3 protein-coding genes are annotated in these 14,271 nt (G+C 70.3%); all 3 read left to right on the top strand.

Annotation, left to right across the window (positions count from 1 at the left end):
• The first annotated feature begins 472 nt into the window (after positions 1–472).
• Genes CMC5_RS26525 through CMC5_RS26520 form a run of 3 tightly spaced genes read left to right on the top strand, consistent with a single transcriptional unit; the run spans position 473 to position 14,229 of the window.
• Positions 473–8,230, top strand: coding sequence for a non-ribosomal peptide synthetase (locus CMC5_RS26525; protein ID WP_050433036.1), 7,758 nt, complete (start codon positions 473–475; stop codon positions 8,228–8,230).
• A gap of 31 nt (positions 8,231–8,261) precedes the next feature.
• Positions 8,262–12,941 (top strand): type I polyketide synthase, encoded by a 4,680-nt coding sequence (locus CMC5_RS43050; RefSeq protein ID WP_156338878.1) that lies wholly within the window; start codon positions 8,262–8,264, stop codon positions 12,939–12,941.
• 40 nt (positions 12,942–12,981) lie between these two features.
• Positions 12,982–14,229, top strand: coding sequence for a cytochrome P450 (locus CMC5_RS26520; protein ID WP_050433035.1), 1,248 nt, complete (start codon positions 12,982–12,984; stop codon positions 14,227–14,229).
• Positions 14,230–14,271: the final 42 nt, after the last annotated feature.

Raw genomic sequence — 14,271 nt, 5'->3', positions numbered from 1 at the left:
GAACACAGAGGGCGCGCTCGATGGCGATGCGTCGGCGGAGGCACGACGATGGGGGGACCTTCCGCGTGCGATGCGCTTGCGTCGAGGCTGCGACGGAACGAATCCTCTCTGCTGGATCGCCGTGTCGACGGACGCTGCGCGCGGGGGTCGATGTTTTCCCACCACAGCGCTGGGAGAATGCGCTGTCGTCGACACTCTCGGCGTGTGCGCCTCGGTTGCAAGAGACGCATGGTTGGAGTACCAGGCGCATTCGCGCAGGGCACGGTGTCTCGCCGTTTCAGGATGACGGCTCCGATCGGTCGGCGGATCGATCATTTGATCGACTCGGGAGATCAGCATGGATCGATCGACCCACCGACGCATGGTCGTGACCGATCTCGGCGAATTGCTCGCCCGAGCGCCTCTCGGTCGAGGGATGCTGCGACCTCGCAACAACGCACGTGCAGTCTGACTTGCAGGAAAAGACCATCCAATGAACGCCGGGCAAGAAGTCGCACAGCGCCTCCCGCTATCGCACGCACAGCTCCGTCTCTGGTTTCTCGAGCAGCAGCACCAGGATGCTTCGGCGTACGAGGTGTTCTTCGGGATCCGGATCGAGGGAGATCTCGATGTGGCTGCGCTGCGGGCCGCGCTCGGTGCCTGCATCGAGCGGCACGAGCCCTTGCGGACGGTGTTCGTGGAGAGGAACGGGCAGGTGCTCCAGGAGGTGCTGCCCTCGTTCGCGCTCGACCTTGGGCCCGTGCGGGCGGATCTGGGGGCAGATCCTCGTGCGGTGCTCGCGCGCTGGATGGCGGAGGAGCGTCGGGCGCCGTTGCCGCTCATGGGGGCGCCGCTGCTGCGAGCGGCGATCCACCGAACGAGTGCAACGGAGCACGTGCTCTCGCTGCGGTCGCATCATCTGATCTTCGATGGCTGGTCGGCGCCGGTCTTGTTGCGGGATCTGGCCCAGAGCTATGCGGCGTCTTCGGCGGGTGAAGCGGCGCCCGGGAAGCCCCGGATGCACTATCGGGATTTCGTGCAAGAGGAGCGCGCCTGGCTCGGCTCCGCGGCGGCGGATGACGCCCGGGCGTACTGGAAGGAGAGGCTCTCTGGCACGCCGGTGCTGGAGCTGCCCGCCGATTTCCCGGCGCCCGCGGCGCGCAGCACGCGCGGGGAGCGGGTGGAGCTTTCGATCCCTGCCGAGGTGGTGGCGGGGCTTCATCGGTTGCGGGAGACCGAGGCGTGCTCGCTCTTCGTGGTGCTGATGAGCGCGTGGCGAGCGCTCTTGCACCGGACCACGGGGCAGGCGGACTTCGCCCTGGGGACGCTCATGGCCAACCGCGCCACGGACGAAGCGCGGGAGCCGATCGGCTACTTCGCAGAGACGGTGGCGCTACGAGGCGTGATCGGGGGTGAGACGACGTTCCGCAGCCTTCTCCGTGAGCAGAGGGAGCGGGTGCGGGAGGCGCTGACGCATCAGCGGCTGCCTTACGACGAGGTGGTGAAGCTCGCTTCCGTGGCGAGCGTCGCCGGGGTGGATCCGCTGATCCAGGCAGCGTTCGTGTTCCAGACGACGCAGAAGGGGGAGATCGCTGCGGGAGGCGCGCGCTTCGACGTCGTGAAGCTCTGTCCGGACGGGTCGGTGCCGGAGACGGCGAAGTTCGACCTGACGATGTCCCTGGAGACGCTTCCGGCGGGCGTCGAGGGGATGATCTCCTTCAGCACGGACCGGTTCTCACGCGCGCACGTGGAGCGGATGGCGTCGCATTTTCAGCACCTGTTGCGGAGCCTCGCGGAGACGAACGGCGCCTGGGATGTGCCGCTCACGCAGGTGGCGCTGCTGTCACCGGACGAGCGGGCGGAGATCCTGCGCGAGGGGAACGTGGCGATGGCGTCGTTCCCGGCAGCGACGCTCACCGCGCGTTTCGCAGCTCAGGTGGCGGCACGGCCCGAGGCTTCCGCGGTGACGTTTGAAGGGGAGTCGCTGACGTACCGGGCGCTCGACGCGCGGGCCGAACAGGTCGCGCGACGGCTGCGGTCTCTGGGGGTCGGGCCAGAGGTGCTGGTTGGGGTGTGCCTCGCGCGTTCGCTGGAGCTGTGCGTGGCGCTGCTCGCAGTGCTCAAGGCGGGCGGGGCCTACGTGCCGCTCGACGCGAGTTACCCGGCCGAGCGGCTCCAGTACATGGTCTCGGACGCGAGGGTCTCGGTGGTGCTCACGCAGGCGGATCTCGCCGGGCTCTTGCCTGCGGACGTGCCGCGGGTGTTCGTGGACGCCGCAGCGGCGCCCGAGGGCGATGGGGCCGAAGGACACGTGCCTGGGGGCGAGGGCGCTCCAGCGGCCGGCGTGACGCCGGACAGTCTCGCCTACGTCATCTACACGTCGGGCTCGACGGGGCGGCCCAAGGGGGTGCAGGTCACCCACGGGAACGTGACGCGGCTGTTCGACGCGACCGCGGCATGGTTCGGCTTCGGTCCGGACGATGTGTGGACGCTGTTCCACTCGTACGCCTTCGACTTCTCGGTGTGGGAGATCTGGGGGGCGTGGCTCCACGGAGGGCGGCTTCTCGTGGTGCCGCACGCGGAGAGCCGGAGCCCGGAGGCCTTCCACGCGCTGCTGCGCCAGGAAGGGGTGACGGTGCTGAACCAGACCCCCTCGGCGTTCCGGGGGCTGATCGATGCGGACGCCGCGGCCAGCGGGCAAGGGCTCGCCCTGCGGACCGTGATCTTCGGCGGGGAAGCGCTGGATCCGACGATGCTGAGGCCGTGGTTCGCGCGGCACGGAGACGAGAAGCCGCAGCTCGTGAACATGTACGGGATCACCGAGACCACCGTCCATGTGACGTACCGGCCGCTCACCGCTGCGGACGCCGAGCAAGCGCGGAGCGTGATCGGCACGCCGATCCCCGATCTGGAGCTGCACGTCCTGGATGCGCACCAGGAGCTGTCGCCGATCGGGGTGCCCGGAGAGCTGTACGTGGGCGGGGCGGGCGTGAGCCGTGGCTACCTGGACCGGCCGATGTTGACCGAGGCGCGGTTCCTGCCGCGAGCGTCGATTCGCGGGCTCGCTGGAGCGTCCGGAGAGGTGGCGAGCGATGCCCGAGGGGCGGGGCGGCTGTACCGCAGCGGTGATCTCGCGAGGCGCTTGCCAGGTGGCGAGATCGAGTACCTGGGCCGCATCGACGATCAGATCAAGATCCGTGGCTTCCGCATCGAGCTGGGCGAGATCGAGGCGACGCTCGCCGGGCATCCCGGGGTCCGCGCGGCAGCCGTGCTGGTGCAGGATGGGGCCAACGGGCATCGGTTCCTGACGGCGTACGTGGTCCCGGCAGGAAAGGCGCCGTCCGCCGCCGAGCTGCGCGCGCACCTGCTCGCGCGGTTGCCCGAGTACATGGTGCCGGCGTCGTTCGACTTCCTGGAGACGCTACCGCTCGGAGAGAACGGGAAGCTGGACCGGCGGGCGCTTCTCGGGCGCGCGCAGGTCGCGCCGAAGGCCGCTGCGCGAGCGACGTTCGTGCCGCCGCAGACGCCCCAGGAGGCGCTGCTCTCGGAGATCTGGGCGGATGTGCTGGGGCGCGGCCCGGTGGGGATCCACGACAGCTTCTTCGACCTGGGAGGTGACTCGATCCTGAGCCTCCGGGTGCTGTCACGGGCGCGGCAGGGGGGACTCGACTTCACGCTGCAGCAGCTCTTCAAGCACCCGACGATCCACGAGCTTTTGCGCGTCTCGGGCGGGGCCGCGCAGACGGCGCCGAGGACCGAGGCGTTCGCGCTGCTGTCGCCGGAGGACCGGGCCCGGATCCCGGACGGCGTGGAGGACGCCTATCCGCTGGCGGCGCTGCAGCTCGGGATGTTCTTTCACAGCAGCCTGAACACCGCCGAGGGCGTGTACCACGACCTGTTCAGCTACCACCTGCGCACGGTGTTCGACGAGGCAGCCTTCGGCGCTGCGCTCGGCGATGTGGTCGCGGCGCACCCGATCCTGCGCACGGGAATCGCGCTCACCGGGTTCTCGGAGCCGCTGCAGCTCGTTCATCGGGCGGCGCCGGCCGTCTTCGATGTGGAAGATCTCTCGGCGCTGCCGCCGGAGGCGCAGGACCAGGCGATCTCCGGCTGGTTCGAGGTGGAGAAGGGGCGCGGGTTCGAGGCGGAGAAGCCGCCGCTCCTGCGGGTGCGGATTCACCGCCGGGGGGCAGCGGACTTCGATCTGTCGGTGTCGTTCCACCACGCGATCTTCGATGGGTGGAGCAACGCCCTGTTCCTGGCCGAGCTGCTGGAGCGCTACGCGGCGCGGCGTGATGGCCTCGTTCTCGCGCTTCCGGTGGAGCACGCGCAGCGGTACAGGGACTTCGTGGCGCTGGAGCGGCGGGCGACGCAACGCGCCGAAGATCGTCAGCACTGGCAGCAGCAGCTCGCCGACATGACGCTGCTCTCGCTGCCGCGCTGGCCCTCCACGGCTCGGGTCAAGGACGCCTCGGCGGGCATGGCGAGTGTGTCGATCCCGGACGCGGTGTGCGAAGGGCTCCGAGACCTCGCGCGGGCGGCGGGGGTGCCCCTGAAGAGCGCGCTGCTGGCGGCGCACATGCGGGTGCTCGCGGGGCTGGCGAACCAGGACGACAGCCAGACGGGGCTGGTCACGAACGGGCGCGTGGAAGACGAGGGGGGCGAGCGGGTGCTCGGTCTGTTCCTGAACACGGTGCCCTTCCGGCTCCCGATCCGCGACGTCTCGTGGTCGACGCTGGCGCGCCAGGCGTTCGAGGCGGAGTGCGCGCTGCTGCCGTTCCGACGCTATCCGCTGTCGGAGATCCAGAAGCTTTCCGGAGGGGAGCGGGTCTTCGAGACCGGCTTCAACTTCGTGCACTTCCACGCGCTGACGGCGACGGCAGCCATCGAGGGGCTGGAGCTCGTCGGCGTGAAGGTGTTCGAGCGACACAACTACCTGCTGGCGGTGATCTTCAGCCTGGATCCGCTGACGGGGAAGCTCACGGTGAACCTGGTTCACGACACGGCCGAGATCCCGCCCGCGCAGGTGGCGCAGATTGCGGCGCATTACCAGCGCACGCTCGCGGCGATGGCGAGCGCTCCGGAGGCGAGCTGCCTGTCGTTCTCGCCGCTGTCGGCGAAGGAGCGGGCGGAGATTCTGGCCCGATTCGGGCGTGCGGACCGGGGGGCGGCGGTCGTGGCGGGAGAGCGCCTCGCGCACGAGCTGTTCGAGGCCCAGGCGGCGCGTACGCCAGACGCGACGGCGGTGGTGGCGATCGGAGGCCAGGGGAGCGAGGCCGGGACGAGCGAGGTCCTGAGCTACCGGGAGCTGCAGGCGCGGGCCCGGAAACTTGCGCGCCACCTGCGCGCGCTGGGGGTCGTGCCAGGAGCGCGGGTGGGGGTGTTCCTGCCGCGATCGTCCGATCTGGTGGTGGCCTTCCTGGGGATCCTCGGGGCGGGGGGCGTGTACGTGCCGCTGGATCCCACGTACCCGCACGATCGGCTCCAGTTCATGCTGGAGGACGCGGCGCCACGGCTCGTACTGACGGTGGAGGCGCTGGCGGGAAGCCTGCCGGCGTACGCGGGGCGGGTGGTGCGGCTGGACGCCGAGCGGGAAGCGCTGGCGGCGTTGCCGCAGGGGGGGCTGGAGCGGACGGTGGGCGCCGAGGATCTCGCGTACGTGATCTATACCTCGGGCTCGACGGGCAGGCCGCGCGGGGTGCTCGTGCCGCACCGCGGCTTGCCGAATCTGGCGATGGCGCAGAGCGAAGCGTTCGGGGTGACCGCATCCAGCCGGGTGCTCCAGTTCGCGTCACCGAACTTCGATGCGTCGATCTCGGAGTTGCTCATGGCGCTGTGCAGCGGGGCGGCGCTCTACCTGGTGGATCGGGGTGGGCCGCCCTCGGCCACGGCGCTCCTCGAGCTGCTGAAGGAGCACGCGATCTCGCACGTGACGCTGCCTCCGTCGTTGCTCGCGGTCCTGCCGGACGCAGAGCTGCCGGCACTGGTGACCTTGATCTCGGCGGGGGAGGCCTGTCCGCCTGCACTGGCGGCGCGCTGGGGAAAGGGGCGCCGGTTCTTCAATGCGTACGGGCCCACCGAAGCGACGGTCTGCGCGAGCCTTGCAGAGGTGACGGCAGAGGAGGCCACGGAGGCGGTGCTGTCCATCGGGCGGCCGATGGCAGGGGTGGAGGTCTACGTGCTCGATCGCCGGCTCGCGCCCGTGCCGGTGGGGACGCCCGGAGAGCTGTGCATCGGGGGGCTCGGCGTGGCCCAGGGCTACCTGAACCAGCCAGCGCTGTCGGTGGAGAAGTTCGTCGAGAATCCCTTCGGTTCGGGGCGCCTGTACCGCACGGGGGATCGGGCGCGCTTCCGGTCGGATGGGCGGATCGACTTCCTCGGTCGGCTGGACGAGCAGGTGAAGCTGCGTGGTTTCCGTATCGAGCCGGAGGAGATCCGCGCGGTGCTGAACGAACACCCGGGGGTGCAGGACAGCGTGGTCGTGGTGCGAGAGGCGGCGGGCGCTGGCAAGCAGCTCGTGGCCTACGTGACGCGGGAGCGGAACGAGCGGCGGGCCGTGGCCTCGGTGTGCGAGCTGTGGCCGTCGACGTTCGAGTTCCCCATCCTGGACGATCTGCTCTACCACGCGATGATCGCCGATGAGCGACGCATGGCGCAGTACAAGGCGTCCATCGAGAAGGTGGTGCCGGGGCGGGTGGTCGTCGAGGTGGGGACCGGGCCCCAGGCTCCCCTCGCCATCCTCTGCGCGCAGGCGGGCGCGAGGAAGGTCTACGCGATCGAGCTGGACGCGAAGGCGCACCGCTCGGCGGTGGAGCACGTGAAGCGCCTCGGGCTCGACGGGGTGGTGGAGGTGATCTGTGGGGACGTGCGGACGGTGAGGTTGCCGGAGCCTGCGGACGTGTGCGTCTCGGCGCTGTTCGGATCCATCGGCGGAGCGGAGGGGGCGGCTGCCATCCTCAACGGGGCCCGTCACCTGCTGCGCCCTTCCGGTGTCATGCTCCCGGAGCGGACCACGACGCGGATCGTGGCGGTGTCGCTGCCCGAGGCGCTGCGCGCCGCACCCCGCTTCAGCGAGACCGGGAGGCACTACGTGCAGAAGATCTTCGATCACGTGGGGCATCCGTTCGACCTACGGCTGTGCGTGAGCAAGCTGCCGCGCGAGGGGGTGCTCTCGGGCACCGCGGTGTTCGAGGATCTCGATTTCTCGGCGGAGGTTCCGCTGACCGAGGAGCACGAGATCGTGGTGCGCATCGAAAAGGAAGGCCGCATGGATGGCTTCCTGCTGGGCTCCCACGTCACGTTCACGTCGGGCGTGACGCTGGACGTGCTGGAGGGGGAGCACAGCCACCTGCCGGTGTTCCTGCCGGTGTTCGATCAGCCGGTGGAGGTGGAGGCGGGGGACGTGATCCGCGCCGTCTGCGCGCGGATGCTGAGCCGAGACGGGCTGCACCCGGATTTCCTGGTGCGCGGGAAGCTCGTGCGGAAGGACGGGACCGAGGTGATGTTCTCGTACGGGTTCCCCCAGTTCGAGACGAACTACAAGGCGTCGGCGTTTCATCGTCGTCTCTTCGAGCGTCATGAAGAGAACCTCGGCATCTCGCGCGAGGCTGCGACCGACACGGCGAAGGGGACGGCGGAGACCGCTTTTGCGAGGGCGTCGCAGAACTCTGTGGGAGGCGGCGCGCCAGAGGCGCTGTCCCAGGAGCTGCGCGTGTTCCTTCGGCAGAAGCTGCCGGACTACATGATCCCCGCGGCGATCGTGGAGCTTCCGGCGCTGCCGGTGACGCCGGCCGGCAAGATCGATCGGCGCGCGCTCCCGGATCCCGAGGCGCGTGGCGAGGGCCGGAAGGCGATCGCTCCGCAGGACGCGCTGGAGCGCGAGATCGCCAGCATCTGGAAGGAGGTGCTCCAGATCCCGGAGGTGGGCTCCGACGACAACTTCTTCGATCTGGGCGGGCACTCGCTGCTGCTCATGATCGTGCTCAACAAGCTGCAGGAGAGCCGCTCGGAGACGCTGGACATCGTGGAGCTGTTCGAGCACCCGACGGTGCGGGCGCTGGCGCAGCACCTGCGCAAGCGGCAGGCCGTCTCAGGAGCGAGCGGGGCACGGCGTTCGCCGGGGGCAGCGGTGGCCGGTGGCGCTGCTGCGGTCGCGCCGCTCGGCCCGGGGGCGTCGGCCGAGGAGATCAAGCGGCAGCGGCTGGCGGCGCGGGAGCAGCGCAGGCAAGCGCGGCGCGGGACCAGCGAGTAGGGCGGCGGCGGGCGAGGGCGAGAAGGACGCGATGAACGACTTCTTCGAGGGAGAGCTTCCGGCGAGCGGCATCGCGGTGCTGGGGATGTCCTGCCGCGTGCCCGGGGCCGACGACCCAGCGGCGCTGTGGCGTAACCTGTGCGCGGGGCACGAGGCGATCACCCGATTCTCCCGGGAGGAGCTGCTCGCCGCAGGGCACGATCCGGCGCTGATCGATCACCCGGACTACGTGCCGGTGAACCGCATCATCGAGGACGTGGCGTCGTTCGATGCGGGGTTCTTCGGCTTCACGCCGCGGGAGGCAGAGCTGCTCGATCCCCAGCAGCGCCTCTTCCTGGAGTGCGCGGCAGAGGCGCTGGAGGTCGCGGGGTACGGGGCGAAGGCCCACCGAGGGCGGGTGGGGGTGTTCGCCGGGGTGTCGTCGAGCGCGTACCTGCTCCACCACCTGTTGCCGAACGAGGAGCTGCTGCGCAAGCACGGGGCCTATCACCTGTTCTTGCACAACGAGAAGGACTTCCTGGCGACGCGGGTGGCGTACAAGCTGGACCTGCGGGGGCCGAGCGTGAACGTGCAGACCGCGTGCTCCACGTCGCTCGTCGCCGTCCACATGGCGTGCCAGGCACTCCTGGAGAGCGAGTGCGACGTGGCGCTGGCTGGCGGCGCATCCATCCGCGTGCCGCAGGTGTCGGGCTACCTGTACCAGAAGGACATGATCTTCTCGCCCGACGGGCGCGCGTGCGCGTTCGACGCGGGGGCGCGAGGGACGGTGGCCGGCAGCGGGGTGGGCGTGGTGGTCCTGAAGCGCCTGGACGCAGCGATCGAGGATCGGGACCCGATCCAGGCGGTGATCCTGGGGTCGGCGATCAACAACGACGGGGCGAGCAAGGTGGGTTTCACCGCGCCCAGTGTGGAGGGGCAGGCGCGGGTCATCCGCGAGGCGCTGGCCGTGGCCGGGGTCGGGGTCGAAACGATCTCCCACGTGGAGGCTCACGGGACGGCGACGCCGCTCGGGGATCCCATCGAGGTGGCCGCGCTTTCGCGGGTGTTCCGCGAGGGGACGCAGGCGAAGCAGGTCTGCACGCTGGGGGCGCTGAAGAACAACCTGGGGCACATGGATGCGGCGGCCGGGGTGGGGGGGTTGATCAAGGCGGTGCTGATGCTGCGGCACGGGCAGGTGCCGCCGTCGCCTCGCTTCCAGGTGCCGAACCCGCAGATCGATCTGAAGAACAGCCCGTTCCGCGTGAACACGAGGCTGGAGGCCTGGGACACGGACGGGGCGCCGCGGAGGGCGGGCGTCAGCGCGTTCGGGATCGGGGGGACGAACGCGCACGTGGTGGTGGAGGAGGCGCCCGTGCTGCCGGCGTCAGCGTCGGCCTCGGAGTCCAGCCATGCGTTCCAGCTGCTCACCCTCTCGGCGAGGAGCGAGGATGCGCTCGGGCGGGTGGGGCAGCGGCTGGTCGAGCATCTGGAGGGAGACGAGGCGCAGGCGCTCGCGGACGTGGCCTACACACTTCACGTGGGCCGAGAGCCGCTCGGGGTCCGGCGGGCGGTGGTCTGCCAGAGCCATGAGGAGGCGGTGCGTGCGCTGCGGGGGGGAGCGGGCGCGGTCGCTTCGGCGAGGCGCTCGGTGGTGTTCTTGTTCCCGGGCGGAGGGGCGCAGTACCCGCGGATGGCGCGGGGGCTTCATGCGACGTACCCCGTGTTCCGGGAGGCGTTCGATCGGTGCGCGGAGATCGTGCGTGGCCTTGCGCGGATCGAACTGGGGGTGGTGCTGCTCGGGGAAGGGGAGGGCGATGCGACGCACCTGAGGCGCCCGTTGATGGGGTTCGCGAGCCTGTTCACCGTGGAGTACGCGCTGGCCAGCTTGCTCCGCTCCTGGGGGATCACACCTCAGGCGATGCTGGGACACAGCCTGGGCGAGTACGTGGCAGCGTGCCTCGCCGGGGTGTTCAGCCTGGAGGACGCGCTCCAGCTCGTGGTGCGGCGTGGTCAGCTCTTCGAGACGCTGCCCGGAGGTGGCGCCATGCTGTCCGTGCCCCTCCCGGAGAGCGTGGTGCGTCCGCGGCTCGGCGGAGCGCTGTCCGTGGCCGCCATCAACACGCCGTCGACGTGCACGATCACGGGCGACGGGGCCGCGCTCGATGCGCTCTCGGCGCAGCTCGAGGCGGAGGGACACACCTGCCGGCGTTTGCACGTCGACGTGGCGGCGCACTCGCCGAGCGTCGAGCCCATCCTGGAGCCGTTCCGGCAGATCGTGAGGACCATCCGGCTCTCGACGCCCGAGGTGCCGCTTCTCTCGAACGTCACCGGCACGTGGATGACGGACGCTCAGGCCATGGATCCGGAGTACTGGGTGCAGCACCTGCGTCAGCCAGTGCGGTTCGCCGAGAGCCTCTCGACGCTGTTCGGGGATGGAGCCCACGTGTTGCTGGAGGTGGGCCCCGGTCATACGCTCGCCACGTTCGCGCGACAGCATCCCGCCCTCGGGGAGCAGGTGGTGTTGACCACGGTCCGCCATGCGCTCGGCAACCAGGCGGATGAGGCGGTCCTCCTCGGGGCCATCGGCGCTCTCTGGTCGTGCGGGGGAGAGGTCGACTGGGCGGCTTTTCACGCGGGGGAAGTGCGGCGTCGGGTGGCGCTGCCGAGCTACCCGTTCGAGCGGCAGCGGTTCTGGATCGATGCGCCCGCGCCCGGAGAGGTGCGTGCAGAGGGGGGACCGCGCCCGGGAGCCCAGACCGAGGTGCCGCAGCGAAACGCGCTCGCGGACTGGTTCTACGTGCCGGGCTGGAAGCAGTCGGTGCCAGTCGCGGGGGGGACGGCGGTGGTGAGCGAGGCGGTGAAGGCGCTCAGGTTCCTGCTGCTCGTGGACGATGAGCCGCTGCTCGATGCCCTGGGGGCGGCGCTGCAGCGGCAGGGGCACGCGGTCACGGTCGCCCGTTCCAGCCTGGCGTCCGGGCGCGCGTCGGCTGGCGAGATGAGGTTCGATCCGCGGCGACCCGAGGACTACGTGGACCTCCTTCGGCGGGTCGGGGGGGGAGCGGCGAGCGCAGGGGCGCCAGACGTCATCGTGCACGGCCTGAGTGTGGGCGGTGCGGAGAGAGGCGCGCTCGGGGCGGCAGGGGCCGTCGAGGAGGCGCTGGCGCGCGGTCTGCACAGCCTGCTGTTCTTGACCCAGGCGCTCGATCGACTGGGCTGGGTCGACCAGGTGCGGGTGACCGCGCTGAGCAGCGGGCTGTACCGCATCACGGGCGGCGAGGTGTTGCGCCCGGAGAGATCGACGCTGCTCGGGTGGCTACAGACGGTGCCGTTCGAGTTCCCGGCGCTCCGATGCCGGGCGGTGGAGGTCGAGGTGTCGGGGCACCCTGCAGAAGGGGAGAGCCTCGTGCGGAAGCTCTGCGCGGAACTCGCGGGAGACGGGAGCGAGCCCCTCGTGGCGTACCGAGGCCGCCAGCGCTGGCTGCCGACGCAGGAGAGCATCCACCTCGCGGAGGAAGGGCCCGCAGGAGCATCGGGGGTGCTTCGAGAGGGCGGCGTTTACCTCGTCACCGGGGGGCTCGGCGGCGTGGGTCTCTCGCTCGCGACGGCGCTGGCCGAGCGCGCTCGGGTGAAGCTGGTGCTGCTGGGTCGTACGGCCCTGCCAGCGCGGGCGACGTGGGAGCGTGCCCTGGCCGACGAGACCGCGGACGCGGCGCTGCTGGGCAAGATCCAGGGGGTGCTCGCCATCGAGCAGCTCGGGTCGGAGGTGATGACGCTCGCCGCCGACGTGTGCAGCCGGTCGTCCATGGAGGCGGCGCTCGCGGTGGCGAAAGCGAAGTTCGGCGTGATCCACGGCGTGATCCACGCGGCTGGGGTACCCGGTGGCGGTGTGATGCTGCGGGCGACGCCCGAGGGGGTCGCGCGGACGCTCGCCCCCAAGGTGGAGGGGACGCTGATCCTGGCCGAGCTGCTCGCGGAGGCGCCGCCGGACTTCCTGGTGCTGTGCTCGGCGCTGGTGACGGTGGTCGGCGCGTTCGGGAGCATCGACTACACGGCGGCGAATGCGTTCCTCGACGGCTTCGCCCATGCGCGTGCGGATGAGGGGAGAACGAGGGTCATCGCCATCGACTGGTACCGCTGGAAGCAGCTCGGCATGGCGAGGGCGGTGGAGGCCTTGCACGAGGCGGTGACGGGTGAGGCGCTCTCCGGGATGACCGAGCGGGAGGGGCGCGATGCCTTCCTGCGGATCCTGGAGAACCGCGCGCTCCGGTCGGCAGACGTGCCTCAGGTGGCGGTGTCCAGCGAGGACCTCGTGGCGCTCCTGCGAGCGCGTCCTGCACCCGGGGAGGCGACCCCTGCACCGAAGCCGGGGGTGTCCGCGCAGAAGGCGCGGCATGGGCGGCCGGTGCTCGGTGTGGCCTATGTGTCGGCCCGGAGCGTCACGGAGCAGCGGCTCGCGTCGCTGGTTCAGGATCTGCTCGGGATCGAGACCGTCGGTGTCGACGACAACTTCTTCGAGCTGGGAGGTGACTCGCTGGTCGGTACCCGGCTGCTCGGTCGGGCGCGGGAGGTCTTCGGGATGGACCTGGCGCTGCGGGACCTGTTCGAGGCGCCGACGGTCGCGGGGCTTGCGGCACGCTTCGACACCGGCGTGGCGCTCCAGGCGTTGCAGGGCGGGCCTGGCGTGACGGCCGAGGCCGGGGCCGAGGACGACATCGAGATGGGGTTGCTATGAACTGGACGGCTGACGGACGACGGGGGGAGGGATCGCAGCGATGAGCGAGGACGCGCAGTCCCAGTTCAGCTTCTCGGCCCTGGTGCGAGCGTACCGTGATCCGCACCCCGCCTACGCGGCGCTGCGGTCCCATGACTGCATCTCCTACGATCCGACGAGCCAGTTCTGGCTGGTCACGGGGCATGCGGCGACGACGGCCATCCTGTCGGATCAGAGGTTCTCATCGGACGTGCGCTTCGAGAATGCGGCGTCTCCTGAGCCGGGGGCGTCGTCGTTCCTGCGGGACGCGATCGAGAAGGGGGTGATCTTCTCCGACGGCGATGCGCACCGCAGGGTGCAGAACGTGATCCTGCGGGTGCTCGGGCGGATGGGGAAGGAGGCGCCCGCGAACATCACGGCGATGGTGCAGGCGATCCTGTCACGGGTGCGCGGGCACGCGTCCTTCGATCTGGTGAAAGACTTCGCGGAGCCCCTGTCGCTCCTCGTGGTGTCGCAGCTCCTGGGGCTGCCGATGGATGACGAGGAGCACCTGCGGAAGCTGGCGGTGTGGTCCGACGCGCACGGGGACGCGGTGAGCGGCTACCTGAGGGTCGACTTGCAGCACATCAACCGGCTCGGAGCGCGCTTCCGGGAGATCCTCGCGGCCAAGCGGGAGGCGCCAGAGGGGGATCTGTTCAGCGCCTTCCTCCAGGAGGGGTCGCTCTTCGTCGACGACGACGAGCTGATCATCAACTGCATGATGATCTTCGGCGCCGGGCGGGTGACGACGCGCAAGGTGCTGAGCAACGGGCTCCCGGTGCTCCTGCGGGACTGGGCGCGCTGGGGGCGCCTGCACCGGGAAGATGCGACGTTCTGCAAGCGGGCAGCGGAGGAGCTCCTGCGGGTGGTCACGCCGACCCGCTACCTCCTGCGCTGCGCCACCGAGGACATCGATCTGTCGGAGCAGTTCCCTGGCGATCACCTGATCTACGAGGGGGAGAAGGTGATGCTGTTCCTGGAGGCGGCGAACCGCGACCCGGAGGTGTTCGCGCAACCCGATGCCTTCGACCCTGATCGCGCGACGACGCGGCACGTGTCGTTCGGATTCGGGTCGCACTATTGTCCGGGAGCGAAGCTTGCGCGGCTGGAGATCCAGATCGCGCTGGAGCTCTTGCTGGAGACGTTTCCGGAGCTGCACACCGATACGACGTTCGTGCCGCTCTGGGATCCGAACCCGAACCTCGGAGGGATCATGTCGCTCCGGGTGTGTCCTTTCCGGGCGTCGCAAGCAGCGAAGCAGGAGGGGTGAGGGCAGCGTGGTGGACGTCGGGCGAGAAGCGCGAGCGGAGAG

Origin of the sequence: Chondromyces crocatus, from assembly GCF_001189295.1 — a bacterium.
Taxonomy (GTDB): Bacteria; Myxococcota_A; Polyangia; order Polyangiales; family Polyangiaceae; genus Chondromyces; species Chondromyces crocatus.
This window is presented reverse-complemented; position numbering and strand designations above follow the sequence as displayed.